The sequence below is a fragment of the Citrobacter sp. Cpo109 genome (genome assembly GCF_030332565.1).
Lineage (GTDB): Bacteria > Pseudomonadota > Gammaproteobacteria > Enterobacterales > Enterobacteriaceae > Citrobacter > Citrobacter portucalensis.
The window spans coordinates 99,068-125,723 of sequence record NZ_JAOWHQ010000057.1 but is presented as its reverse complement, the minus strand read 5'-3'; the positions used below and the strand labels follow the sequence as shown (position 1 = coordinate 125,723).

Annotated in this window: 23 protein-coding genes, 1 tRNA gene and 3 pseudogenes; 14 read left to right on the top strand and 13 right to left on the bottom strand. The window is 53.7% G+C overall.

The annotated features are described in order from the left end of the window. Nucleotides 1–37 precede the first annotated feature (37 nt). Entirely contained in the window at nt 38–955 is a 918-nt protein-coding gene (gene nac, locus OGY71_RS11385; protein WP_008784390.1) for a nitrogen assimilation transcriptional regulator NAC, read from the bottom strand. Nucleotides 956–1,281: 326 nt separating this feature from the next. On the opposite strand from nac, the gene OGY71_RS11380 reads away from it, so the two are divergent. Continuing rightward, a tRNA-Asn gene (locus tag OGY71_RS11380) sits at nt 1,282–1,357 on the top strand. A gap of 75 nt (nt 1,358–1,432) precedes the next feature. Here the strand turns inward: OGY71_RS11380 and OGY71_RS11375 are convergent. Then, nucleotides 1,433–1,519 (bottom strand): annotated as a pseudogene (locus OGY71_RS11375) (type II toxin-antitoxin system PemK/MazF family toxin); the annotation flags it as partial. A gap of 183 nt (nt 1,520–1,702) precedes the next feature. On the opposite strand from OGY71_RS11375, the gene OGY71_RS11370 reads away from it, so the two are divergent. From OGY71_RS11370 to fecE, 8 genes are all read left to right on the top strand, one after another. Next, nucleotides 1,703–2,686 (top strand): alpha/beta hydrolase, encoded by a 984-nt coding sequence (locus OGY71_RS11370; RefSeq protein ID WP_286552793.1) that lies wholly within the window; start codon nt 1,703–1,705, stop codon nt 2,684–2,686. Between the two features lie 291 nt (nt 2,687–2,977). After that, nucleotides 2,978–3,499: a ferric citrate uptake sigma factor FecI gene (gene fecI, locus OGY71_RS11365; protein WP_008784388.1), complete on the top strand. Its 522-nt coding sequence runs from the start codon at nt 2,978–2,980 to the stop codon at nt 3,497–3,499. Further along, nucleotides 3,496–4,449: a ferric citrate uptake sigma factor regulator FecR gene (fecR, locus tag OGY71_RS11360; protein WP_164562927.1), complete on the top strand. Its 954-nt coding sequence runs from the start codon at nt 3,496–3,498 to the stop codon at nt 4,447–4,449. Before fecI ends, fecR begins: the two co-directional genes overlap by 4 nt. A gap of 86 nt (nt 4,450–4,535) precedes the next feature. Continuing rightward, nucleotides 4,536–6,860, top strand: a complete 2,325-nt coding sequence (gene fecA, locus OGY71_RS11355; protein ID WP_286613326.1) for a TonB-dependent Fe(3+) dicitrate receptor FecA — start codon at nt 4,536–4,538, stop codon at nt 6,858–6,860. Nucleotides 6,861–6,933: 73 nt separating this feature from the next. Further along, entirely contained in the window at nt 6,934–7,833 is a 900-nt protein-coding gene (locus OGY71_RS11350) for a Fe(3+) dicitrate ABC transporter substrate-binding protein FecB (RefSeq protein WP_003832216.1), read from the top strand. Next, nucleotides 7,830–8,828, top strand: a complete 999-nt coding sequence (gene fecC / locus OGY71_RS11345) for an iron-dicitrate ABC transporter permease FecC (RefSeq protein ID WP_164562930.1) — start codon at nt 7,830–7,832, stop codon at nt 8,826–8,828. The genes OGY71_RS11350 and fecC overlap by 4 nt, the downstream gene beginning before the upstream one ends. Next, nucleotides 8,825–9,781, top strand: coding sequence for a Fe(3+) dicitrate ABC transporter permease subunit FecD (gene fecD, locus OGY71_RS11340; RefSeq protein WP_164562931.1), 957 nt, complete (start codon nt 8,825–8,827; stop codon nt 9,779–9,781). The genes fecC and fecD overlap by 4 nt, the downstream gene beginning before the upstream one ends. Continuing rightward, the gene (gene fecE / locus OGY71_RS11335) at nt 9,782–10,549 is read left to right on the top strand and encodes a Fe(3+) dicitrate ABC transporter ATP-binding protein FecE (RefSeq protein WP_003832212.1); all 768 of its coding nucleotides are present in this window, start codon (nt 9,782–9,784) and stop codon (nt 10,547–10,549) included. 90 nt (nt 10,550–10,639) lie between these two features. Here the strand turns inward: fecE and OGY71_RS11330 are convergent, their stop codons facing one another. From OGY71_RS11330 to OGY71_RS11320, 3 genes and pseudogenes are all read right to left on the bottom strand, one after another. After that, nucleotides 10,640–10,714, bottom strand: a complete 75-nt coding sequence (locus tag OGY71_RS11330) for an AraC family transcriptional regulator (protein ID WP_231133698.1) — start codon at nt 10,712–10,714, stop codon at nt 10,640–10,642. Nucleotides 10,715–10,978: 264 nt separating this feature from the next. After that, complete coding sequence (locus OGY71_RS11325; protein WP_191221599.1) at nt 10,979–11,923, bottom strand: dihydrodipicolinate synthase family protein; 945 nt, start codon at nt 11,921–11,923, stop codon at nt 10,979–10,981. A 54-nt stretch (nt 11,924–11,977) separates the two neighbouring features. Beyond that, a pseudogene (locus OGY71_RS11320) lies at nt 11,978–12,220 on the bottom strand (EamA family transporter); the annotation flags it as partial. Between the two features lie 12 nt (nt 12,221–12,232). On the opposite strand from OGY71_RS11320, the pseudogene OGY71_RS11315 reads away from it, so the two are divergent. Then, nucleotides 12,233–12,654: pseudogene (locus tag OGY71_RS11315) on the top strand (B3/B4 domain-containing protein); the annotation flags it as partial. A gap of 156 nt (nt 12,655–12,810) precedes the next feature. Here the strand turns inward: OGY71_RS11315 and OGY71_RS11310 are convergent. From OGY71_RS11310 to OGY71_RS11300, 3 genes are read right to left on the bottom strand one after another with little or no spacing between them, the layout of a single operon-like run. Beyond that, nucleotides 12,811–13,692, bottom strand: a complete 882-nt coding sequence (locus OGY71_RS11310) for a LysR family transcriptional regulator (RefSeq protein WP_191221600.1) — start codon at nt 13,690–13,692, stop codon at nt 12,811–12,813. Further along, nucleotides 13,689–14,381 (bottom strand): gamma-glutamylcyclotransferase, encoded by a 693-nt coding sequence (locus OGY71_RS11305; RefSeq protein ID WP_286613323.1) that lies wholly within the window; start codon nt 14,379–14,381, stop codon nt 13,689–13,691. Before OGY71_RS11305 ends, OGY71_RS11310 begins: the two co-directional genes overlap by 4 nt. Before the next feature lie 26 nt (nt 14,382–14,407). Then, complete coding sequence (locus tag OGY71_RS11300) at nt 14,408–15,592, bottom strand: MFS transporter (RefSeq protein WP_191221602.1); 1,185 nt, start codon at nt 15,590–15,592, stop codon at nt 14,408–14,410. 315 nt (nt 15,593–15,907) lie between these two features. Here OGY71_RS11300 and OGY71_RS11295 point away from each other — a divergent pair, with 315 nt between their 5' ends. The 4 genes from OGY71_RS11295 (at nt 15,908) to OGY71_RS11280 (ending at nt 21,287) form a co-directional block, all read left to right on the top strand. Beyond that, entirely contained in the window at nt 15,908–16,270 is a 363-nt protein-coding gene (locus OGY71_RS11295) for a GNAT family N-acetyltransferase (RefSeq protein WP_003832200.1), read from the top strand. A 333-nt stretch (nt 16,271–16,603) separates the two neighbouring features. After that, nucleotides 16,604–17,920 carry a shikimate transporter gene (gene shiA, locus OGY71_RS11290; RefSeq protein WP_003832199.1) on the top strand — a complete coding sequence of 439 codons (1,317 nt, stop codon included), beginning with the start codon at nt 16,604–16,606 and terminating at the stop codon, nt 17,918–17,920. Between the two features lie 118 nt (nt 17,921–18,038). Continuing rightward, on the top strand, nt 18,039–19,493 hold the full coding sequence (locus OGY71_RS11285; protein ID WP_032942969.1) for an AMP nucleosidase: 1,455 nt from the start codon (nt 18,039–18,041) through the stop codon (nt 19,491–19,493). Between the two features lie 15 nt (nt 19,494–19,508). Then, nucleotides 19,509–21,287, top strand: a complete 1,779-nt coding sequence (locus OGY71_RS11280) for an aminopeptidase P family protein (protein WP_240389260.1) — start codon at nt 19,509–19,511, stop codon at nt 21,285–21,287. Nucleotides 21,288–21,342: 55 nt separating this feature from the next. Here the strand turns inward: OGY71_RS11280 and ptsG are convergent, their stop codons facing one another. From ptsG to yceG, 5 genes are all read right to left on the bottom strand, one after another. Beyond that, nucleotides 21,343–22,776 (bottom strand): PTS glucose transporter subunit IIBC, encoded by a 1,434-nt coding sequence (gene ptsG, locus OGY71_RS11275; RefSeq protein ID WP_003036277.1) that lies wholly within the window; start codon nt 22,774–22,776, stop codon nt 21,343–21,345. A gap of 416 nt (nt 22,777–23,192) precedes the next feature. Then, nucleotides 23,193–23,990, bottom strand: coding sequence for a metal-dependent hydrolase (locus tag OGY71_RS11270; protein ID WP_020996495.1), 798 nt, complete (start codon nt 23,988–23,990; stop codon nt 23,193–23,195). Between the two features lie 10 nt (nt 23,991–24,000). Continuing rightward, nucleotides 24,001–25,005, bottom strand: coding sequence for a DNA polymerase III subunit delta' (holB, locus tag OGY71_RS11265; RefSeq protein WP_003832190.1), 1,005 nt, complete (start codon nt 25,003–25,005; stop codon nt 24,001–24,003). Beyond that, nucleotides 25,002–25,643, bottom strand: a complete 642-nt coding sequence (tmk, locus tag OGY71_RS11260) for a dTMP kinase (RefSeq protein WP_003832189.1) — start codon at nt 25,641–25,643, stop codon at nt 25,002–25,004. Before tmk ends, holB begins: the two co-directional genes overlap by 4 nt. Then, entirely contained in the window at nt 25,633–26,655 is a 1,023-nt protein-coding gene (gene yceG / locus OGY71_RS11255; protein ID WP_008784373.1) for a cell division protein YceG, read from the bottom strand. Before yceG ends, tmk begins: the two co-directional genes overlap by 11 nt. Between the last annotated feature and the right edge of the window lies 1 nt (nt 26,656).

Here is a 26,656-nt window from a genome sequence, read left to right as displayed (position 1 = left end):
ATAAAAACCTGCATCTTATTCCTTGTGGGAATAAGGTTTAGCTGACCAGCTGCAGCTCGCGATTTTCCAGCGCCGGACGGCTGACCAGCGACAACAGGATCTCCTTCACGGCCTGCGCCTGGGGCGATAAGCTCCCTCTGGCTGATACGTTCAACGATAATGGCAGATTCATCGATGGTGTTGTGATGCGTGCCATCCAGCCGTTAGCCGCATTGCATAATGAACGGGCGGCCGACTCAGGCAACACTGTGACACCCATACCACTGGCAATGGCGGCCGTTAGGGTGGAGATAGACTCAATTTCGCCAATCACTTTAGCCGTTAAGCGACGTAGCGAAAAAGCTTCATCCACGCGCAGGCGAACCGCGCTGTAATCCCGTGGCAAGAACAAATTCATCTGCGCCACCGCGGCTAAATCGACGCTTTGGCCAGGACACTCACGCGTGCCGACCAGGTAGAGATCCTCTTTAAGCAACGGTTGACTGCTGATGCCCGCCACAGGTGAACGCTCATAGAGCACTGCCATATCTAATTGCCCGCTGAGCAGCTTGTCATTCAGCACTGCCCCACTGTTTTCATGCAAATAGACCAGCACATCAGGCAGTTCGGCACGTAGCGTCTGTAATAACGGCATGGTAATGGATGACGCGACTGTCCCCGGCGCAAGGCCGATAGAGACCTGTCCACTCAAGGTCTGGCCCACGTTATTAACCGCAAGTTGCGCCTGTTCGCACTGACGTAAAATCGTCCGGGCGTGGGTATATAGCACTTTTCCTGCTTCCGTCGGCGTGACGCCACGCTTGGTACGAATCAGCAATTGCTGATCCAGCTCACCTTCCAGCGTAGCGACCTGCTGGCTCAGCGCGGGTTGCGCAATGTGCAACACTTCCGCTGCCTGGGTCAGGCTACCAATATCGACGATTTTCACGAAATATTTCAGTCGTCTGAAGTTCATTTTGCCTCCTGTCGGAATACCAGAACCCGTGCTGGCAGTCATTAAATTCAGGACTGCAAGATGCTTGCCACTTTCGTCTAAAACGGTGTTTTACGGTTAAAGCCGCGTAAAGTCAGGAGTAAAAGCGGAGAAAGATCATTCTGCACACCTAAGTATCTCATTCAGTCTGCCCTGGAAGAGGTAGACACGCACCAGAATGGGGCAAAAGCATAAAAAGACGGAAAGATCGCCGCTTTGCTGATTTTGTCAGCAAACGAACACACAAATGTATTTACCCCTTTGACAAGCCTCACCACCCTCGCTAATATGCGCCTCGTTCAAACGATTCCTCTGTAGTTCAGTCGGTAGAACGGCGGACTGTTAATCCGTATGTCACTGGTTCGAGTCCAGTCAGAGGAGCCATATTTAAGAAGCCTGCTTAGGAAACTAAGCAGGCTTTTTGCTTTTATGCCATTGCTCATTGCGCATATCAAAACCTCAACTTAGCCTGGCCAACACTTCATTCATAATAGCCGCAGGTATTTGTTCCAGACGCTTGCCGTTCCGGGCTTTCATATCAATAGACAGGAACACCAATGAGTTGAGATGTCCGCTCTTCGCTCACTGCAGACTTTAAACTCACCCAGTACCTCCGCTCTGTGCCAGCAGAGGACTTTTCTATCGCCGCTGATATATTAATCCATGGAGAGCAGGCCAAATTTATAATATAAATTGACGGGTACGCTGAATTTTACAGGAACATCTCCAATGAATATTGCCGCCTCAATTGCCCTTTTGGGCGCTTGCCCATTTGTGAGTCTGGCGGCAGTACCGGTGACCTTTTCCGAAACTGTCCTGGATGCCGCAGGGCCAAAAGGTCCTTTGAAAGGCACGTTACTCACCCCGAATTCAAAACCAACAGCCGTTGTTCTTATCATTCCTGGCTCCGGGCCAACCGATCGGGATGGAAACAACCCGCTTGGTGTGAATGCATCGCCTTACCGACTTCTTGCTGAAGGCCTTGCTGCCAAAGGCTTTGCGACGCTTCGTATCGACAAACGTGGAATGTTCGCTAGCGCAATGGCCGTAGAGGATGCCAATGCGGTGACGATTGCTGACTATGTTGACGACGTTCGATCCTGGGTAGACGTGCTTAGACGTCACATGCACACCCCCTGTATTTGGGTTTTAGGGCACAGTGAAGGGGGCGTAGTCGCACTTGCCTCGGCTCAAGAAGAGAATGTGTGCGGTGTGATTCTTATCGCAACGCCCGGGAGGCCGATGGGCGAGGTGTTGAGGGGGCAACTTAACGCTAATCCGGAAAATGAAATTCTATTAAAGCAGGCACTGCCGATAATTGATGCTCTGGAGCATCGGCGGCGAGTCGATATTACGAATATTCACCCAGCACTGCAAAGTATCTTTAATCCTGCTGTTCAGGGGTTTTTGATCAATGCGTTTTCATATAATCCGGGTCATCTCATTTCGAGTATTTCCAAACCCGTGTTAGTGCTACAAGGGCAACGCGATCTCCAGGTGGAAGAAACGGATGCAAGACTGCTTAAGGCCGCGAATCCTCAAGCGTCCCTGGTTATACTGCCCAATATGAACCATGTTATGAAAGAGGTGACTTCGGACGATCGCAAAGCGAATATCGCGACATACGCTGAACCCGCGCTCCCCTTAGCTCCCGGTTTAATCGACTCGATTGAGCATTTCCTGATCCGCAACTCACCTTTTCCCGAAAAGTAACAGCTGCTCTGCTCTCGGTGTCCTCCCAAAAACGGTTTACTTTTAAAGAGTTCAGCATGCTTTAAAGCATTCGTCTGCTCCATGCTCACAGCAGACATGGTCAGATGTCATTCCAACCGTCACATGCCAAAAGCAGACTCCCCCTTCCCCATCCGATATCCACCTCATAACATTTTTATAAATAACAAAGCATTAAGAAGTTCAACGTAATACAATTATATTTATAATTGTAATGATAACCATTCTCATATTACTATAATCGCGTGATAATTAACTTTTGATACATTCCACATGTCTGACCACGCCACTACCACTGCTTCCTTTACGCTCGAGTCGCTTTATGGCGCACATCACGGCTGGTTGAAAAGCTGGCTGACGCGCAAACTCCAGTCCGCCTTTGATGCAGATGACATTGCCCAGGACACTTTTCTACGGGTAATGGGCAGCGACTCGCTCTCGACGATCCGCGATCCGCGCTCCTTTCTGTGCACTCTCGCCAAACGGGTGATGGTCGACCTGTTTCGCCGAAACGCGCTGGAAAAAGCCTATCTGGAGATGTTGGCGCTTATGCCGGAGGCGCTCGCGCCTTCCCCCGAGGAACGCGAGAGCCAGCTCGAAACCCTGCAACTCATCGACAGCATGCTTGACGGGCTGAACGGAAAAACACGAGAAGCGTTTCTGCTTTCGCAACTGGATGGTCTGACATACAGCGAGATCGCGCTGAAGCTCGGTATCTCCGTCAGCTCGGTGAAAAAGTATATGGCAAAGGCTATCGAACATTGTCTGCTGTTTCGTCTGGAGCACGGCCTGTGAACGCTTCTATCACTGATTCTCGCCGCCAGGCATTGCGCTCGGCATCGCACTGGTATGCTGTATTGAGCGGCGAGCGTGTCAGCCCACAGCAAGAAGCGCGCTGGCAACAATGGTATGCAGAGGACAAAGATCATCAGTGGGCCTGGCAACAGGTTGAAAACCTGCGCAGCCAGCTCAGCCGCGTACCGGGCGATGTCGCCAGCCGGGCGCTGCACGATACGCGCCTTACCCGTCGTCATGTCATGAAAGGGCTACTGCTGCTACTTGGCGTAGGCGGCGGCTGGCAGCTCTGGCAATCTGAAGCCGGTGAAGGTCTGCGCGCGGATTACCGCACCGCCAAAGGCGCGGTCAGCCATCAGCGGCTGGAAGACGGCTCGCTGCTGACGCTCAACACACAAAGCGCAGCGGACGTTCGTTTTGATACGCGTCAACGCGCTGTCCATCTCTGGTACGGCGAAATTGCTATTACCACCGCAAAAGACGCGCAGCAGAGACCTTTCCGCGTTGTGACCCGCCAGGGCCAGCTCACCGCATTAGGCACAGAATTTACCGTCTACCAGCAGGACAACGTCACACGCGTTGTCGTTCAACAACACGCTGTTGAAGTCTTACTGGCAAATCGTCCGCAGGAAAAACGCATCGTCAGCGCTGGCGAGAGCCTGCAGTTTAGCGCGTCTGAATTTGGTGCAATAGCCTCAGCGGATGATGAAAGCGCCACCTGGACGCAGGGCATTCTGAGCTTCAGCGATAAACCTTTGGGTGAAGTGATTGCCACGCTGAGCCGTTATCGCAACGGCGTGCTGCGCTGCGATCCGGCTGTGGCCGGGTTACGCCTGAGTGGCACTTTCCCGCTGAAAAATACTGATGCAATCCTGGATGTTATTGCCAAGACTCTTCCAGTGAAAATTCAGTCAGTTACGCGATACTGGGTAAATATTTCCGCATTGTAAGCAAAATAATTCTCATTTCTATTGTCCTTTTTCCCCTTCTCATTCGACTCATAGATGAACACAACAAAAATGATGATGGAGAAGGTATGACGCCTTTACGCGTTTTTCGCAAAACAACACCTTTGGTTAACGCCGTTCGCCTGAGCCTGCTGCCGCTGGCCGGGCTGTCGTTATCCGCCTTCGCAGCGCAGGTTGATATTGCACCGGGTTCGCTCGACAAAGCCCTTAATCAGTATGCCGCGCTCAGCGGAATTACCGTGTCGGTTGACGCCAGCCTGACGCGCGGCAAACAGAGTAACGGTCTTCACGGTGACTACGACGTCGAAACCGGCCTGCAACACCTGCTGAACGGTAGTGGCCTGCAGGTGAAACCGCTGGGTAATAACAGCTGGACGCTGGAGCCCACACCAACACCGCAAGAAGATGCCCTGACCGTGGTGGGTGACTGGCTGGGGGATGCGCGCGAAAACGACGTATTCGAGCATGCCGGCGCACGTGACGTTATCCGTCGTGAGGATTTCGCCAAAACCGGCGCAACATCCATGCGCGAGGTACTGAACCGCATTCCTGGCGTTACCGCCCCAGAAAACAACGGCACCGGTAGCCACGATCTGGCGATGAACTTTGGTATTCGCGGCCTGAACCCGCGCCTGGCCAGTCGTTCAACTGTACTGATGGACGGTATTCCCGTGCCGTTTGCCCCTTACGGCCAGCCGCAGCTTTCACTGGCGCCTGTCTCACTCGGAAATATGGACGCCATCGATGTGGTTCGCGGCGGTGGCGCGGTGCGTTACGGGCCACAGAGCGTGGGCGGGGTGGTGAACTTTGTTACCCGCGCTATTCCGCAAGACTTCGGCATGGAAGCCGGCGTGGAAGGCCAGCTCAGCCCAACATCTTCACAAAATAACCCAAAAGAAACGCACAACCTGATGGTGGGCGGCACGGCGGATAACGGTTTTGGTACCGCCCTGCTTTACTCCGGCACACGTGGAAGCGACTGGCGCGAACACAGCGCGACCCGCATCGACGACCTGATGCTGAAAAGCAAATATGCGCCAAACGAAGTGCATACCTTCAACAGTCTTTTGCAATACTACGACGGTGAAGCTGACATGCCCGGCGGCCTGTCTCGCGCGGATTACGACGCCGACCGCTGGCAATCCACGCGCCCTTACGATCGCTTCTGGGGGCGCCGCAAGCTGGCGAGCCTCGGCTATCAGTTCCAGCCGGACAGCCAGTATAAATTCAATATTCAGGGCTTCTACACTGAAACTCTGCGCAGCGGCTACCTGGAACAGGGAAAACGCCTCACCCTTTCACCGCGTAACTACTGGGTACGCGGCATTGAACCACGCTACAGTCAGAGCTTTATGGTGGGTCCTTCTGCGCACGAAGTGGGCGTGGGATACCGCTATGTGAGCGAGTCGACGCATGAAATGCGTTACTACACGGCCACCAGCAGTGGACAACTGCCGTCCAGCGCCAGCCCTTACGATCGCGACACTCGTTCGGGTACCGAAGCGCACGCCTGGTATCTGGATGACAAAATCGACATTGGCAACTGGACTATCACACCGGGTATGCGCTTTGAACATATCGAGTCATACCAGAACAACGCCATCAAAGGCTCACATGAGGAAGTAAGCTACAACGCCCCACTTCCGGCGCTAAACGTACTTTATCACCTGACTGATAGCTGGAATCTTTATGCAAACACTGAAGGCTCATTCGGCACCGTACAGTACAGCCAAATTGGCAAGGCTGTGCAAAGCGGCAATGTGGAACCGGAAAAAGCGCGAACCTGGGAGCTCGGAACCCGATACGACGATGGCGCGCTGACGGCGGAAATGGGGCTGTTCCTGATTAACTTTAATAATCAGTACGATTCCAACCAAACCAACGACACCGTTACCGCACGCGGTAAAACGCGCCATACCGGACTGGAAACTCAGACTCGCTATGATCTTGGCACATTGACGCCAATGCTCGACAACGTTTCAGTCTACGCAAGCTATGCGTATGTGAACGCTGAGATTCGCGAGAAAGGCGATACCTATGGCAATCAGGTGCCCTTCTCACCAAAGCACAAAGGCACGTTGGGCGTGGACTATAAGCCGGGCAACTGGACCTTCAACCTGAATAGCGATTTCCAGTCCAGCCAGTTTGCGGATAACGCCAACACCGTTAAAGAGAGCGCTGACGGTAGTACCGGTCGCATCCCTGGCTTTATGCTCTGGGGCGCACGCGTAGCCTATGACTTCGGCCCGCAGATGGCAGACCTGAACCTGGCGTTCGGTGTGAAAAATATCTTCGACCAAGAGTATTTCACCCGCTCTTACGACGACAACAACAAAGGCATCTACGCAGGCCAGCCGCGCACGCTGTATATGCAGGGTTCGTTGAAGTTCTAAACCCCGTTAACCCGGCCTGCATGCTGTTTTGTAGGTCGGGCAAATGAAACGCCACCCGACGCAGGCAATTTACATGTTCACACCATTACGCACGCTATTCGCCGCTCTGCTGCTCACCGGCCATGCTTTTGCCGCCACGGTTCATGACGAACATGGCACCTTTACGCTTGATAAAACGCCACAACGGATAGTGGTGCTGGAACTGTCGTTCGCGGACGCACTGGCTGCTGTCGATGTCAGTCCGGTCGGCATTGCCGACGATAACGATGCCATGCGTATTCTTCCAGAGGTTCGTACCCATCTGAAACCCTGGCAGTCTGTCGGCACGCGTGCGCAGCCGAGTTTAGAAGCCATCAGCGCGCTGAAACCGGATCTGATCATTGCCGACAGCAGCCGCCATGCGGGTATTTACAGCGCCTTACAGCAAATCGCACCGGTACTGCTGCTCAAGTCCCGCAATGAAACCTACGCTGAAAATCTTCAGTCTGCGGCCATCATCGGTGAAATCGTGGGTAAAAAGGCACAGATGCAGTCACGCCTGGCGCAACACCAACAACAGATGTCAGAGTGGGCCAGCCAACTGCCAAAAGACACGATGGTGGTGTTTGGTACGTCCCGAGAGCAGCAGTTCAACCTGCACACGCAGGAGACCTGGACCGGGGGCGTCCTGACCTCTCTGGGGCTGACGGTGCCTGCGGCTATGGCGGGTTCGTCTATGCCTTCCATCGGTCTGGAACAGCTGCTGGCGCTCAATCCGGCATGGCTGCTGGTCGCGCACTATCGTGAAGAGAGCATCGTGAAACGCTGGCAACAAGACCCGCTGTGGCAGATGTTAACTGCGGCGCAGAAGCAGCAGACGGCGTCGGTCGACAGTAACGCCTGGGCGCGGATGCGCGGCATTTTCGCAGCCGAACGCATTGCCAGCGACACGGTAAAAATCTTTCACCACCAGCCTTTATCCGATGTGAAATGACAGTTTTCAAACATCCAGCGCTACAGTGGGGGATTCCCCTTGTCGCGCTTATCGCTATCTTCTGGCTGAGTCTGTTTTGCTACTCGGCCATTCCTGTTTCTGGCGTTGATGCCATTCACGCCCTGCTGCCAGGCCATACGCCGACGCTTCCACAAGCGCTGGTGCAAAACCTTCGTTTGCCGAGAAGCCTGGTCGCCATTTTGATCGGCGCAAGCCTGGCTCTGGCGGGAACGCTGCTGCAGACCCTGACGCATAATGCAATGGCCTCCCCTTCACTACTCGGTATTAACAGTGGCGCAGCGCTGGCGATGGCGCTTACCAGCGCTATCAGCCCTGCGCCCGTTACGGGTTACTCCATCGCCTTTATCGCCGCCTGCGGTGGCGGCGTAAGCTGGCTGATGGTGATGACCGCAGGTGGTGGATTTCGCCACACCCAGGACAGAAACAAACTGATCCTCGCGGGCATTGCGTTCTCAGCTTTCTGTATGGCCCTTACCCGCATCACCCTGCTGCTGACGGAAGATCACGCCTACGGCATTTTTTACTGGCTTGCGGGAGGCGTATCCCACGCTCGTTGGCAGGAGTTCTGGCAGCTTTTCCCAATGGTAGTGGTTGCTGTACCGGTGGTATTGCTGCTGGCTAATCAACTGAACCTGCTTAACGTCAGTGACAGCACCGCCCGCACGCTGGGGGTGAATCTGCCGAAGCTCCGTTTGATCATCAATATTCTGGTGCTGCTTCTGGTCGGTACCTGCGTCAGCGTGGCAGGTCCGGTGGCGTTTATCGGTCTGCTGATGCCGCATCTGGCTCGCTTCTGGGTGGGATTCGATCAGCGCAAGGTCCTGCCGATGAGCATTCTTATGGGCGCCACACTGCTGCTGCTGGCTGATGTTCTGGCCCGAGCGCTGGCCTTCCCTGGCGAATTGCCCGCGGGGGCAGTAGTGGCGCTGATTGGTGCACCCTGTTTTGTCTGGCTGGTCAGGAGGCGTGGATGAAAATTGCGTTCGTCATTTTCATCGCCCTCGCGCTGGCAGGACTTTCGGCTTTGTCACTACAAATGGGGGTGATCGCCATTCCCTGGCGTGCTCTGCTGAGCGACTGGCAGACCGGGCGCGAATATCATTACGTATTAACGGCGTACCGCCTGCCGCGACTGCTACTGGCGCTGCTTGTCGGTGCAGCCCTCGCGGTGGCAGGCGTGCTGGTGCAAGGGATCGTGCGTAACCCTTTGGCATCACCGGATATCCTCGGCGTAAACCATGCCGCCAGTCTTGCCTCTGTAGGCGCACTGCTTCTTTTACCGTCACTACCGGTGATTGCTCTGCCGCTGCTGGCCTTTGCCGGTGGCATGGCGGGCCTGATCCTGCTGAGAATACTGGCGAACACCAGCCAGCCGATGAAGCTGGCGCTCACGGGTGTTGCGCTCTCTGCCTGCTGGGCCAGCCTGACGGATTATCTGATGCTCTCGCACCCGCAGGATGTGAACAGCGCCCTGCTGTGGCTGACCGGCAGCTTATGGGGCCGTGACTGGAGCTTTGTGAAAATAGCCGCCCCACTGCTGATTTTGTTTCTGCCGCTGAGTCTGCGTTTTTGCCGCGATCTCGACCTCCTGGCATTGGGCGATGCGCGCGCCGCCACGCTCGGTGTGTCGGTGCCGCGTATTCGGATCCAGGCTTTGCTACTGGCCGTAGCCATGACATCGACCGGCGTGGCCGTCTGCGGCCCAATTAGCTTTATTGGTCTTGTGGTGCCGCACATGGTGCGCAGCATTACCGGTGGACGTCACCGCTGGCTGCTGCCCGTTTCAGCCATGACAGGTGCGTTACTGCTGGTGGTTGCCGACCTGCTGGCGCGAATTATTCATCCTCCGCTGGAGCTTCCGGCTGGCGTGCTGACCGCCATTATCGGTGCACCATGGTTTGTCTGGCTGCTTGTGAGAATGCGATAAATGACATTACGAACTGAAAATCTGACGGTCTGTTACGGAACAAACAAGGTGCTTGATGGCGTTTCACTCGCCCTACCAGCGGGGAAGACAACTGCCCTGCTCGGCCCTAACGGCTGCGGGAAGTCAACGTTGTTAAACTGTTTTTCACGACTGTTAACACCGCAGTCCGGTGGCGTATTTCTCGGCGATAGTGCCATCAATACGCTCTCATCACGCCAGCTAGCCCGCAGGCTGGCGCTGCTGCCCCAGCACCATTTAACTCCCGAGGGGATCACCGTCCAGGAGCTTGTTTCGTACGGTCGCAACCCGTGGTTGTCACTCTGGGGGCGTCTCTCCGTTGAAGACAATACGCGGGTCCATGATGCTATGAGCCAGACGCGGATCCAACATCTTGCCGAACGACGGTTAACTGATCTTTCTGGCGGTCAGCGACAGCGCGCATTTCTGGCGATGGTCCTGGCGCAGGATACGCCCGTTGTACTACTCGATGAGCCAACCACCTATCTCGATATCAATCACCAGGTGGAACTGATGCGGCTGATGGGGGAACTCCGGGCTCAGGGGAAAACGGTAGTCGCCGTGCTGCACGACCTTAATCAGGCCAGCCGGTACTGCGACCATCTGGTGGTCATGGCGAACGGACATGTTATGGCGCAAGGCACACCAGAAGTGGTGATGAACCCTGGATTGCTGAGAACCGTATTCAGCGTGGATACGGAGATACACCCCGAACCGGTATCTGGCAGGCCGATGTGTGTAGTGAGGTAGATGATACAGTCTGTAATGGTACCATGGCTTCAACAGGTCGCCGGTTATATCACTCGTGCTACGATGACTTCACTCCGCCCAGGTAACATTTCAACGGTTCTGGGCTGGATCATGTTGCAGCGTTCTGTCATCAACCATCATGCGTTTAGAACCAGTCAAAACCATATGAATCATCGGTTCATAAACCGCAGACAACGGTGTTCAGGGATTACTCTCTGCACCATAGCAACCCGTGAAATGCAGTTTACCGAGTGATAACACGTCGCTGTATGCACAGCAACAAAGGCAGGATTAAGTAAAACGCGAAGAGGATGACGAAACGGGGAGACACGCTAATTCATCTTTCCGCTTAATATTAACGGGCGCTGGGTTGTTCCATACCGACGTCCGCGGTGTGCCAACAGCGGACGTTCATGATTTAAATATTATCTAATGGCTTTCTGGCCTAACTGGTATAACAGGTAGGCCCTGTCCATTCGAAAGATCAAGGAAACTAAATTGTTCCATCAGAGCTTCGAGAGATGCTCGTTCTTTTCCAGTTAGCGTCTGAAGGGGGAATGGCAGACAGGGGGCCTGAACGATTCCCTTAATCTCGGCGACACTGGCAATAACCCGGAGGCTGCCGTGGCGGCGGTAGAACGTCCACAATGGCTCAAGTGCTATGTTCATCTGTCTGGTCTCCGAGTCATCCCCGCGTAAAGCGGTACGGGTAAGATCCAGCGTATAATGTGGGAACAACCCGCCTAGTACCGAGTACCAGGTATCACAACCAGCTAACAAGCCAGCAATCGCCTGAGCATCGCCACTTATTCCTAGCGTCACCCCCTTTGCCATCTGGCTTTTCAGATGCTGAACACGCTGACCAGCCTGAATCGGATCGGCAGGAAATTCCCCGAGTTTGATGGAGCCTATGTTGTCAAGGTGCGACAGAGCTATCAGCAGGTCATCGCTGAAATTGAATCCAGTGGTTGCCGCGTTATCATAAATGCAAAGCGGGACCGATAACTCTGCTGTCACCCGCTGATATAGACGGAAAACCTCCGCATCGGTAAGTGGCTGATAGGTTACGGGGGCAAGCAACACTCCACTGACACCTGCCCGCTGTGCGTCTTCCGCCAGACTCATAACATCCTCGGTACGAACAGATCCAATGCTTGTTATTACCGGGATATCCCCTGCTGCACTAACGGCAAGCTTTGTCGCAGCGAAACGTTGTTCGCGGGTCAGATAAGCATAGCTCCCAGTAGATCCCAGAGCGCCAATTGAATCAACTCCGGCGTCAGCCAGATTTTCAATCAGAGATGTGAATCGGCTTTCATCGATATCGCCGTTATCCAGGGGGGTCAGCGGAAATGCACTCAGGCCAGTAAACATAGTGGTTCCTTATTCAAAAAGAGTCTGGTCTGCCAGCGCTTAGCAGACAAAAGATTACCGGGAAACTTTACGGGTGCCCATAACGCAGAGGATTACACCCAGCGTAATGAACACCATGAGGGGGCTAATGGCCTCATGCAGAAGCGTGGCTGACAGACCAAGCCCGAAGAACGGTTGAAGAAGTTGTAGCTGGACAACGGCAGCAATTCCCCCTGTTGCGAGCTTCTTGTACCAGAAAATAAAGTCAATCAGCATGCGGAACAGGGAGACATAACTCTGTGAGACCCAGGCAGATACGTCACTCCCGGTAAACGAGTGATACGCGACGGTTTTATGGCAACAATTGACCCTGTGATAGACCTTTATAACGCAGTGAGTCTCCGCTATGCAATTCCTGATGGTGATGAAAATCTGGAAGCCTATTGTGGTTCACCACGACTCATTGTTGCCGATGGCTGTGAACCGTTTGACACCTGAAAGAGGGTCAACCATACGTGGAGAGCTCCGAGGCTTGGGGAGGTAATCTGGTGTGACGACACGGGCGTCACCTGTCATCGCTGGAACTGGCGACAGGGCGTAAGAACTAGCAAATGTGGCTTCCTGGAAAGCCAGCCGGAAATGCCACTTGAAGCCCTGTATAAGGCCGGAAAATGCTGCCAAACGGACTGGAAGCCATGATGCCGAGATTGAAGTCTGAAGTTAGGTTAATTGAGGCGTCTCAAACCAACTGATAAATTTTAATCCGGCATTATGAGTGCTGGAATTACCACGAAAGAGTCCGCTCCTCGCTCAAAGCAGACCTTCTAGTCCAGCACGCCTGTCTGCTCCCTGCCAGGAGCGGACATACGTAACTTATGATACGCGTCGTCAATCATTCGCCTCATACATCAACGCGGAAACGCTTTAAGTATGTAATCCCGGACATAGGCGGTTCGGCTGTTATTAGCCGTCCTTTTGTTCCAGACCAGATAAAGATGATTAGTCGGGGCGAGATCTGCAGGTGTAACTGAAATCAGACGCCCGCTTTTCAGGTCATTTTCACAGTGATAATCCGGTAACACCGTCCATCCATGTCCGTCGCAGACCAGGTCGCGGATAATACGTAAATCCGGAATGGTAAACGCAGCCTGTATCTCAGGAGCTCTCTGAAACATTGTGGCCCAGAGCGCTCTAATCAGCGGCAACTCTTCGTCATAAGCAATCAGCGGTAATGAGGCAAGCGTTTCAGCACCAGGTTTTGATCCGATGACCTCTGACATGGCAGGAGCATGAACAAGAAGCATGCGTTCAGTCAGAAGATGTGCATAGCCGTACAGACGGTCATCAGGCATGGAGGCGGTAACAGCGAGATCGGCGCTCCCGTCATGCAAAAGGGAATAAATACGTTGCTTATTGCCGGTATGAAAGCGTAGGCGATACCCCTCCTTCATCAATGGAGCCATTACAGCCCCAAGCCGGGAATGAATAAAATCCGGAGGTCCTGCCAGATTAATTGTTCCCCCACGCACAGGGCCTGACCGGAAAGACGATAGTTTTTCTTCCAGACCATCAATGAAGGGTGAAACGGAGCGAGCAAGCTCATCCGCAGCTTCGGTTGCCGTCACGCCTCTGGCCTGCCTGATGAACAGACGCTTACCAACCAGAGTCTCAAGAGACTGGATATGCTGTGACGCCGCGGGCTGAGTGATGCCCAGTAGCTCTGCCGCCTTTGAAAAGGAGCCAGAGCGATAGGCCTCAAGAAACGTTCGCAGGTGGCTCAGATGGCTCATAGTGAAGCGCCTCGCTGATGAAGTTTATCGTTACAGGGAGCCTCATACAGAGCAAGGGCTAGTTCACTCACGTAATTATCCCGTATTCCCAACGCACCCAGAGTGGCCTGCAGTTTCCATACATAATCTGCATTCGTGCCAATGTCTCCACGGGCAGATGCGATGCTCGACGCCACGGTCGCAGTAAGATTGTCCTGTTCATAATGCGGATGCAATCTGTCTGATACGAAAGCTAGCGCCTGAATTTCCTCACCGTTTCCGAGCGAAATTTCTACCCAGACCGGACGGTATAGGCCGGTAATCATCTCTCGCGTCCAGACCATTTCCAGCTCATGTATCAGAGTCGATTCCGGCAGTCTGAACGCCATACCTTCGGTTATTCCACCCTCGTCAAGAGATAACATTCTGCCGGGGATATCAGGGGTGGCTCGTCCGGATATCAGCCGGATACAGAAACTGCGCTGCCATCCTTTCAGACGGGCCCGTTGCATTTCTTCAATCGCCAGCGCGGGATTCCACATCAATGACCCGTAGGCAAATATCCACACAGGAGCGCCTATCGGGCGCTCCTCCAGAGTGGAGTACATTGATGCCCGTATTTTTTCAGCGTCCCAGCGCATGTGTGCCGGGAGCAGCGTTTCATGCGCTCTGACAAATGCGCCATTGAGCATATTTTCACGGGTAAGCATATTAACTCCCTTTCCTGGCACAGGATTTAAGCCTGCTGAAATTTACTGCTGTGACGGCGACGGATTTGTGCAAGCAGCAACAGTAGGCCGAGCAGAGAAACAATCGCACCGCTGATACCGGTATACACAATACCGGCGTGTGTGATGGTAAGACCGCCCAGTACCGAACCCAGCGCGATACCGGAGTTGAAGCCCGCGATATTCAGGCCGGCAGCAACGCCATGCGCATGAGGAGCATGTTGCTCAGCAACACCAATCAGACGGGCCTGCAGTGCCGGCACTGCGGCAAATGTCAGCATACCCAGCAGCGCAACCAGAATACCCATGCTCGCTGGTGAGGAAGCCAGCAGCCACATACCCAGCACGACAATAACAATGCCGCTAATAATAAGTATATTGGCACGATTCACCCCCATGCTGTCGGTGAGTTTTCCACCCAGAATGTTGCCTACCGCAGCGGTAATACCATAAACCAGCATAAACAGACTCACCGTTGCTCCGGTTACGCCTGTCACCTGCGTCAGAATAGGTGCGATAAAGGTGTAAGCCGTAAACGAGCCTGCATACGCCAGCACCGTAACCAGCGCGCCGACCAGCAACTTACGGTTAAACAGCATGCTAATATTCTGCATTGCTGAGCCACTATGTTCACCGGGCACGCTGCGTACGGGGTCTTTCATACCGAACAACAGTCCAAGGAATCCGAACGCGCCGAAAGCGGCAATAGCGCCGAGAACTGGACGCCATGAGACCACGCCTCCCAGCCATGTACTTAGCGGCACGCCGATTGCCATCGCCAGAGTAAAGCCACCAAATACCACAGCCACCGCTCTGCCTGCTTTACCTGGTCCAGCCAGACGAGCAGCGGTACTGGATGCCGCAGCCAGAAACAGGCCGTGTCCCAGACCGGCAATGAACCGCGCCAACAGTAGCTGAGGTAATGTGGCGGCAAACGCGGCCGCCAGACTACCGGCGGTAAATACAACGGCAGTGGTAAGCATCACATTCTTCCGGTTCCAGCTTGCGGTCAGCGCAGACAGTACGGGTGCCGCGAACGTTGCCCCCAGTGCATAGGTCGTAACCGCTGCACCGGTCTGCTCCACACCCACCCCCAACCCCTGAGCCATGACGTCGGTCAGCCCAATGGGGACAAATTCCGCGAGTCCGAGCGCAAAGGCACTGATAGTGAAAACATAAATAACAAATGGCATGACTGCCTCCTGATTTAAGTAAGGAGTGCAGTCTGATTTAGACAAGCAGATAAATAAAATAATGTAAATTTCATGTGGAATAAAATTATTTATACCTAAGGCAAAGATATAATGTCTCCACAGCACACAGAAATTTTCTGTCTTCAGGGGAGGGGCTTCGAAAGCTCAGACGCAAAATTTCTGCGGCCCCATTAAGAGTCAGTTGGCCGGGTTTAGTCTGCTTTTCGCTCACAGCGGACCTTCAGCTCAGTCAGCAATGTCCGCTCCGTGCTGTGAGTTCAACGGGTCGATGCAACGCTAATGAGAGCCAGACTTATGAACTACTTTATTCGACCAGCTACCCCTGACGATATCAACAAAATCATCGAATTCACCACTCAGGAAGCACAAGAATCTGAAGGTTCAGTGATTGACCTTGTTGCTATGGAGCGTGGCGTTTCCTCGGCGTTTTGTGAAAACCCACGTTCAAAATATTGGGTCATGGAAGATTCTTCAGGAACAGTGATCGCCAATACCTCTGTCGTAAAAGAATGGAGTGATGTTCATGGAAATGACTACTGGTGGATCCAAAGCTTTTATATCGCCCCGGAGTATCGTGGGATGGGATTAGCTGATGAGCTCATCAAACATCTTACAAAAGAAGCTAAATCAGAAAAGGCACTGGAGCTTCGCTTATAAGTCCACGGAGATAACGGGCGTGCGATTCGTGCTTATGAGCGATGTGGTTTCACCGAATCTCCGTATACCATTATGAAAGTGGGTTTATAACTTCCCCAAATACAGCGCTCCTAATGCTCCGCCTGAAATCAGAACACTCCTGACAGGCCACGATTCCACCAGGTTCAGATTTCTCATTCATCTTATTTTTCATGTTGCCATCAGATGAGGGAGATAATCGTTTTCACTTCCCGTCTGTCGCGGTAATCTCATACGGTCGTTAATATTGCGACTGCAATGTGTGTAACCCAACTCAAATACTAATAACTAAAAAACAGTACAGACAGGATAACTATGGATTCCTCCCTCACCTCCACGGGTCCCCAACAGGACGCCTCTTCACTTAACCGCGCCCGACGCGCTGCGCTTGGTAGCTTCGCGGGTGCCGTGGTCGACTGGTATGATTTTCTGCTTTACGGCATCACTGCCGCACTGGTCTTTAACCGCGAGTTCTTCCCGCAAGTCAGCCCGGCGATGGGAACACTAGCCGCATTTGCTACCTTTGGCGTCGGATTTTTGTTCCGCCCGTTAGGCGGGGTGATCTTTGGCCACTTCGGCGATCGCCTGGGGCGTAAACGTATGCTGATGCTCACCGTCTGGATGATGGGGATCGCCACTGCACTGATAGGGATTATTCCTTCCTTTGACACCATTGGCTGGTGGGCTCCCGTTCTGCTGGTGACGCTGCGTGCTATTCAGGGGTTCGCCGTTGGCGGTGAATGGGGCGGCGCGGCGTTGCTCTCGGTCGAAAGTGCGCCGAAAAATAAAAAAGCCTTCTACAGCAGCGGTGTTCAGGTCGGTTATGGCGTCGGGCTACTGCTTTCTACCGGTCTGGTCTCGCTGATTAGCTCGCAAACCACCGATGAGCAGTTCCTGAGTTGGGGCTGGCGTATTCCATTCCTGTTCAGCATCGTGCTGGTATTGGGCGCGTTGTGGATGCGTAACCGAATGGATGAATCAGCCGAATTCGAACAGCAGCAGCAGGCACCGCAACCAGAGAAAAAGAGACTACCGGTAGTCGAGGCGTTAATCCGTCATCCAGGTGCCTTTTTGAAAATTATCGCTCTGCGCCTGTGTGAACTGCTGACGATGTATATCGTCACCGCGTTTGCCCTAAATTACTCCACGCAGAATCTGGGCTTACCCCGTGAACTTTTTCTGAATATCGGCTTGTTGGTGGGTGGGCTGAGCTGTCTGACCATCCCCTGCTTCGCCTGGCTCGCCGACCGTTTTGGTCGCCGGCGCGTTTACATTACCGGCGCACTGGTCGGGACGCTCAGCGCATTCCCGTTCTTTATGGCGTTAGAAGCGCAATCCATTTTCTGGATCGTGTTCTTCGCGATTATGTTGGCCAACATTGCACACGATATGGTGGTCTGCGTGCAGCAACCTATGTTTACCGGTTTGTTTGGCGCAAGCTATCGCTACAGCGGCGCAGGCGTTGGTTATCAGGTAGCAAGCGTGGTTGGCGGCGGTTTTACCCCCTTCATTGCTGCTGCACTGGTAACATTCTCCGGCGGAGACTGGCACAGTGTGGCCATTTATCTGATGGCGGGTTGTCTTATTTCCGCCACTACAGCATTGCTGATGCGGGATAAGCAGCACGGTTAAGCCCGGGTGCGGAGGCCGTCCGGTCTTCGCACAATCTTCCTCAACGTCTGACTTTTGTTTCACATTCCTGTGACATACTATCGGGAGAGCAGTACATCTGTGGAACAAGGAGACAGACATGAACAATAAGGGCTCCAGCCTGACCCCGGCTCAGGCACTGGATAAACTGGACGCGCTGTACGAGCAGTCGGTTAAAGCACTGCGTAGCGCCATTGGTAAGTATATTGAAACAGGGACGCTCCCTGACGTAATCGCCCGCCATAACGGTCTTTTTGTTTACCCATCACTGTGTGTCACCTGGGATGGCAGCGCCACCAATCCCCCGAAAACCCGCGCCTATGGTCGTTTTACCCATGCGGGCTGCTACACCACTACGATTACCCGTCCGTCGCTTTTTCGTCCGTATCTTGAAGAACAACTCACGCTGCTGTATCAGGATTATGATGCGCATATCTCCGTCGAGCCGTCGCAGCATGAAATCCCCTATCCGTATGTCATTGACGGTTCTGAACTGACGCTCGACCGCTCGATGAGCGCCGGCCTAACGCGCCATTTCCCCACAACCGAGCTGTCACAGATTGGCGATGAAACAGCCGACGGTACCTATCATCCGGCGGAATTCTCCCCGTTGTCGCACTTCGACGCCCGACGAGTCGATTTTTCGCTGGCACGACTGCGTCATTACACGGGAACGCCGGTTGAACATTTTCAGCCGTTTGTGCTGTTCACCAACTACACCCGCTATGTCGATGAGTTTGTGCGTTGGGGGTGCAGCCAGATCCTCGACCCGGACAGCCCGTATATCGCGCTTTCTTGCGCGGGCGGGATCTGGATCACCGCTGAAACTGAAGCGCCTGAAGAAGCGATCTCCGATCTCGCCTGGAAGAAACATCAGATGCCCGCCTGGCATTTAATCACCGCCGACGGTCAGGGGATCACACTGGTCAATATCGGCGTTGGCCCGTCTAACGCCAAAACCATTTGCGATCATCTGGCCGTACTGCGTCCTGACGTCTGGCTGATGATTGGTCACTGTGGCGGACTGCGTGAAAGCCAGGCGATTGGCGACTATGTTCTGGCCCACGCTTATCTGCGTGACGACCACGTGTTGGATGCCGTACTGCCGCCAGATATTCCAATTCCGAGCATAGCGGAAGTGCAGCGCGCACTGTATGACGCCACCAAAGAAGTCAGCGGTATGCCCGGCGAAGAGGTTAAACAGCGCCTGCGTACCGGTACCGTCGTCACCACCGACGATCGTAACTGGGAGCTACGCTATTCCGCTTCTGCGCTACGCTTTAACCTCAGCCGAGCGGTGGCTATCGATATGGAAAGCGCCACCATCGCCGCCCAGGGATACCGTTTCCGCGTTCCTTACGGCACGCTGCTGTGCGTTTCCGACAAGCCACTGCACGGTGAGATCAAACTGCCTGGTCAGGCCAACCGTTTTTATGAAGGTGCCATTTCTGAGCATCTGCAAATAGGTATCCGGGCTATCGATCGTCTGCGTGCTGAAGGCGACCGACTGCACTCCCGTAAATTACGTACATTCAACGAACCGCCGTTCCGTTAAGACCTGAAGGTAACTATGCACAACTCAACTCCTCTTTCCGCCCTGCGCAACCTGCTGATAGCGCAGGGGCTGGATGGCATGATTGTTCCGCGCGCCGATGCTCATCAAAGTGAAGATTGTACGCCGCATGACAATAAACTGGCCTGGCTGACCGGTTTTAGCGGCTCTGCCGGCCTCGCGTTGGTCCTTCGGGATCGCGCGTTAATGTTTGTCGATGGACGCTATCAGGTCCAGGTACGCAATGAAGTCTCGCTGGATGATTTTGAAATTCATCATTTACACGATGAGCCGCTGGCCGACTATTTGCAGTCTCACGCTGCAGCGGGTACACGTATCGGCTTTGAACCAATGCTGATGGTCAACAGCCAGTTTGAAGCCTTGTCGGCAACACATTGCAAGCTGGTGCCTCTTGAGCAAGATCCTTTTGACCAGGTATGGCTAGACCGACCGGCAGCCCCCTGCGGCATCATTCGTGAAATGCCCATTGAAATCAGCGGGGAAAGCAGCACGCAAAAGCGTGCCCGCGTCGTGGAACAACTCGCTCAACACCAGGCTGACGTGCTGGCAATTACCCTGCCGGATAACATTGCATGGTTATTGAATGTACGCGGTTCGGATCTGGCCATGGTGCCAGTGCCGTTTTCGTTTGCCCTGCTCCATCGCAGCGGTGAGCTGGAATGGTTTGTGGATAGCAATAAAACGCAACAGCTTCCCGCATCACTGCTGGATACGCTTACTCTTGCCCCGCAAGAGAATTTTCTGACTCGCTGCCAGCAGTTAGCTAATGGGAAGCGTTTCCTGGTCGATAAAGACTACGCCCCGGTCGCGTTGCGTTTTGCCATTGAAGAACACGGTGGCAACGTTCTTTGGGCGCCCGATCCCATCACTCTGATGAAATCCCACAAAAATGACGTTGAACTGGCAGGCTATCGGGAATGCCATGAACAAGATGGCGCAGCCTGGGTAAACTTCCTTGCCTGGCTGGCCCATGAAGTTCCTTTGCGCGAAGCGGCAGGCAATCCGGTCACCGAGCTGGAAGCGCAGGCCAAGCAACTGGAATTTCGCCAACAGCAGCCGGGATTTATCGAGCAAAGTTTCAGCACTATTTCGGCCTCTGCCAGCAATGCCGCAATGTGCCATTACCACTCCAGTGAAAAGACCAATACGCCAATTACCTCGCAGGCCATGTATCTGAATGATTCCGGAGGCCAGTACCACAATGGTACGACGGATACGACGCGTACCCTCGCATTTGGCCCACAGGATCCGCAACGTCGCCTACATTACACCGCCGTGTTGAAAGGCTTTTTGTCGCTTATTTCGCTGCAGTTTCCCAGCGGGACTCAGGGCCATCAACTGGATGCCTTTAGCCGCCGGGCATTGTGGGAGCTGGGACTGGATTTTGATCATGGCACGGGACACGGCGTGGGTCACCAGTTGCTTATTCATGAGCAACCCCATCGCATCGCCAAAAAAGTAAACCCGTGGCCACTGGTCGCAGGCAATATCATCACCATCGAGCCGGGTTATTATCTGGCCGGACAGTATGGGATCCGTATTGAGAATCAGGTGGAGATTATCAACAGTCGTCCTGGTTTTTGTCGTTTCTCAACGCTGACGCTGGTACCGATTGATTTGAATCTGGTTGAACTGCATCTGCTGAGTGATGCTGAGAAACAGTGGATTGATGATTACCACCAGCAGGTCAGAGAGACGTTATCCCCGCGCGTGAACGCAGAGGCACGTCCATGGCTGTTCGCTGCCACCGCACCGATTCGCGTTCAGGCTAATTAATGCAATAAAAAAGGCAGCCCGCAGGCTGCCTTAGTTCTCCCCAACTTCTTACTGCTTAGCTGTTACGGATGTACTCATCCATTTCAGTTTTCAGGTTATCGGACTTAGTCCCGAAGATAGCCTGAACACCGGAACCAGCTACCACAACGCCTGCCGCACCCAGTTTCTTCAGGCCAGCCTGATCCACTTTGGCAACGTCAGCCACGCTGACACGCAGACGGGTGATGCACGCATCAAGGTTAGTGATGTTTTCTTTACCGCCGAATGCCGCAACCAGAGCCGGAGCCATTTCGCCGGACGCACCTGCTTTGCTGTCTTCGGTAGCATCTTCACGACCTGGCGTTTTCAGGTCCAGCGCTTTGATCAGCACACGGAAGATGGTGTAGTAAACAATCGCATAACCGATTCCGACAATCGGGAACAGCCACAGTTTGCTGCTGTTACCGGACAGAACGATAAAGTCGATCAGACCGTGGGAGAACGACGTACCGTCGCGCATACCCAGCAGGATACAGATCGGGAATGCCAGACCAGCCAGAATCGCGTGGATGATGTACAGGATCGGCGCCACGAACATGAAGGAGAACTCGATCGGCTCGGTAATACCGGTCAGGAACGAGGTCAGCGCCGCGGAGATCATGATACCGCCCACTTTCGCGCGGTTTTCTGGTTTAGCAGAGTGCCAGATAGCGATAGCGGCAGCCGGCAGACCGTACATTTTGAACAGGAAGCCACCGGACAGTTTGCCCGCAGTCGGGTCACCCGCCATGTAGCGAGGAATATCACCGTGGAACACCTGACCCGCAGCGTTAGTGTACTCACCGATCTGCATCTGGAATGGAACGTTCCAGATATGGTGCAGACCAAACGGTACCAGGCAGCGTTCAATGAAGCCATAGATACCGAACGCCACGACCGGGTTCTGGTATGCAGCCCACTGGGAGAACGTCTGAATAGCAGTACCGATCGGTGGCCAAATGAAGGACAGAACCACACCTGTGAAGATGGCAGCCAGACCAGAAATGATAGGAACGAAGCGCTTACCCGCAAAGAAGCCAAGATACTCAGGCAATTTGATACGGTAGAAACGGTTGAACATATACGCTGCAATCGCACCGGAGATAATCCCCCCGAGAACACCCGTATCAGCAAGGTGTTTAGCGGCGATCTCTTCAGCAGGTAAATGCAGAACCAGCGGCGCAACAACAGCCATGGTCTTAACCATGATGCCGTAAGCAACAACGGATGCCAGTGCAGATACACCGTCATTATTAGTGAAGCCTAACGCAACACCGATAGCAAAAATCAGCGGCATGTTCGCAAAAACAGAACCGCCTGCTTCTGCCATTACGTGCGATACAACGGCTGGCAGCCAGCTGAAGTTAGCGGAACCGACGCCCAGCAGGATACCTGCAATCGGGAGTACGGATACCGGCAGCATCAGCGATTTACCGACCTTTTGCAGGTTAGCAAATGCATTCTTAAACATAATTAGGAGTGCTCCTGAGTATTTGTGCTTATACACTTCATCCTTCAAACCGCCTCAGGGTGGGCTGCGCTCGTTCATCCCAGTCACTTACTCTGGTAAGCTCCTGCAATTCACTCACTTGCCGCCTTGATGCAGCTTGATTGACTTTGTGTATTCTACGTTCTCACGCATTGGCGAGGGGGGAGAACCTCGCCGTGTACAGGGCATCTAAGTACCCTTTATTTATTACACAGAGTAAAATAATTCAGTTTGTTTTTGTTTGACGGCTATCACAGTTCAGTCGTGAATGGCCGCAAAATCCGCACATTCCGATAAAATGAGTTTCTGAATGTGTCAAACTGATTATTCACCGCCCATTTTGTGGCGGTGAACTTTACTCGCATTAGTGATTAATTACGAGCTTTAAAAAAAGTCAGTTAACGAACAGATTGCAGGCGAGAAGCGTCGATGTGAAACAGGCGGGCAAAGTTATCAGTGGTTGCCTGCGCCAGTTCTTCAACGGCAACACCTTTCACTACGGCCATGTACTCTGCAACGTCACGAGTCATGGCGGGCTGGTTCTCTTTTCCACGATGCGGTACAGGCGCAAGGTAGGGAGAATCCGTCTCGACCAATAACCGGTCCAGAGGAACATAGCGGGCGGCATCACGGAGCTGCTCTGCATTTCGGAACGTGACGATGCCGGAAAACGAGATATAGAATCCAAGGTCCAGCAATTTACCCGCCGTTTCTCTGTCCTCTGTAAAACAGTGTAGTACGCCGCCACAATCCGTCACTTTTTCTTCGCGCAGAATAGACAGCGTATCGGCTCGCGCATCGCGGGTATGCACGATAACCGGCTTCTGTAACTCACGGCCGATCTGAATATGGTGGATAAAAGATTCCTGCTGGCGCACCTTTGTTTCCGGCGTGTAAAAATAGTCCAGCCCGGTTTCTCCCATCGCCACAACCCCCTCTTCGGCGGCAAAACGACGCAGGTCCTCAACATCATAGGTTTCATCCTGATTTAACGGATGCACGCCGCAGGAAAAAACCACATTGTCACGCTCACCGACCAGTTCGCGCATACTGCGGTATCCTGGCAGAGTGGTCGCAACGGCAAGACAGAATTTCACATCGCGTGCGGCCGCTTTCGCCAGCACGTCGTCCACGTCCTTATGCAGAGATTGATAATCCAGGCCATCAAGATGGCAGTGTGAGTCGACTAAAAACATAATGTCTCTCTCAAAGATGGGGAACAGGCAGTACGGAGCCTGGTTGCAGGTAATGCTCAATACGAAGAATAAGATCGGTTAACACCAGCTCACGGTTTACGCCCGTCACGTTCAGCAGTTGCTGACGACAATGACAAACGTCACCGAGTATCGCCTGTATCTGGGCAACGGATAACCGTTCTGCGATAGAAGATATCAGGTCCAGTGCATCAGGATTCGTTAAATGGGAAACGCCATACGGACGTTTCAACGCATCGGTCAACAACGTTGCCAGCCAGTGTAAACGGGCGGCAGCCTGATCGTGGTTTAACGCCGCGAGCAGTATATACCAGTCGCCTGTGTTTAATGTGTTCACCAGTGCCGCACAAAAATCTGTGCGGTGCGCCCAGCTTTCAGCCTGTAACAACGTAAGTGCCGCGCCTGGCGAACCTGCACTCAGGCGTAACGCGCTCAGCAGCGCTTCTGACGACGCAGTCACTTCACGAGCAAGCCAGGAAATCGCATACGACTCCGGCGGTGGTGCAAGATGATGTAACCGACAACGGCTGCGTAATGTCGCCAGCAAGCGAGCTGGCTCTGTGCTGGCGAGGAAAAACCAGGTTTGTGCCGGAGGTTCTTCCAGCGTTTTCAGCAAGGCGTTGGCGGCGGCATCAGTTAACTGGGCAGCATCCGGGATCCACACGACCTTCGCGCCGCCGAGACGCGAATGCTCGTACAGCTTTTCACTGACTTCGCGTACCGCATCAACCCCCAGCGTGCTTTTGCCTTTTTCCGGCAGCAGCGAATAGTAGTCAGGGTGCGTCCCCGCCTGCATTAGCTGACAGCCGCGGCACTGTCCACAGCTTTTATGCCCTTCCGGCTGCTGGCACATTAAATAGCGGCTGAGGGCGTAAATCAGCGCGTCGTCGCCCATTCCGGGTAACGCCTGAATCAGTAACGCATGGTGACCACGACCCGTCTGGTAGCTGGCTACCAGTTTTTCAAAATCCGGTCGTAACCATGGGTACCATTTCATGCGCCCTGCTCCTTCACCCATTGGGTGATGGTATGACGGATATCAGCCATCACAGCCTCCAACGGCTGCGTAGCGTCTATAGTACGAATGCTGACGTCTTTGGCTGCCAGCTCAAGATAACGCGCGCGAGTGCGATTAAAGAAGTCGAAAGATTCCTGCTCAATACGATCCAGCTCACCGCGGGCACGGGCACGCTTCAACCCGACTTCTGGCGTCACATCCAGATAGATCGTCAGGTCCGGACGAAAATCACCAAGCACCGCATCACGCAGGGTTGCCAGCATGTTTTGATCGATACCGCGTCCGCCGCCCTGATACGCCTGGGTCGACAGATCGTGACGATCGCCAATTACCCACGCGCCTTTCGCCAGTGCAGGTTTAATAACGGTTTCGACCAACTGCACACGCGCCGCGTAAAACATCAGAACTTCGGCTTTATCGGTAATGACCTCGTCACCGACCGATTTAATATCCAGCACCAGACTTCTTAGTTTCTCAGCCAGCTGCGTTCCACCAGGTTCGCGGGTGAAAACCATGTCACGAATACCGAGTTGCTCAAGTGTCTCCACCACCACGTTACGCGCGGTGGTTTTTCCGGCGCCTTCCAGGCCTTCAATGACGATATAGTTACTGCCCATTTTTTTCCTTAAGCACTTTCAGGTAATCCTGCACGGACCGGTTATGGCTGGCAAGATTGGTGTTAAACGTGTGGCCGCCTTTACCGTCAGCCACAAAATAGAGATACGGCGTTTTTGCCGGATGCGCCGCGGCCTGCAATGAAGCCTCTCCCGGCATGGCAATCGGGCCTGGCGGCAGTCCAGTAATGGTATAGGTGTTATAGGCGGTCGGGGTGTCTAAATCCACACGCGACAATTTGCCATTATACCGTGTACCCATCCCGTAAATCACGGTCGGATCGGTTTGTAAACGCATACCGATACGTAAGCGGTTAATAAAGACCGAAGCCACCTGGTCGCGCTCGCTGGCGACCGCAGTTTCTTTTTCAATAATAGAAGCCATGGTTACCAGCTGATTTTTGTCCTGATAAGGCAGGCCATCAGCGCGCCCCTCCCAGACAGTATCCACCGCTTTAACCATTTTCTGATGCGCGCGTTTTAGCAACGCTACGTCAGTAGTATTGGCGGTATACATCCAGGTATCTGGCCAGAACCAGCCTTCTACCCATTGCGGGTTTTCCAGCTTAAGTGCCTCGGCCACGGTCTCATAGCTATCGTCGCTTAACGTATGTTTGATATACGGGGCATCACGCAGCTGTTTGAGGTAATCGCTCAGGCGCATCCCTTCAACCAGACGTAACGGGAACTGCGCCTCTTTGCCGCTTTCCAGTAGTTGCAGCATGTCCCGCACCGTCATGTCAGGCGTGAAGCGATATGTTCCGGCCTTAAAATGCGACAGCTCGGGCTCCACACGCAGCAGCCACTGGAATACGCGCGGACGATTGATAACTTTGTCTGCATACAGCTGTTCGCCGAGAGCCAGACGGCCCGTCCCCGCTTTCAGCGTAAAAATCGTTTCTTCTTTAATCAATAATTTGCTGTCCGCCAGATGGCGAACTTTCCACATTCCCACTCCAGCGGCAATGCCCAGCACAACCAGCAATAACAGGACAACAAGTAACAGTTTTTTCATG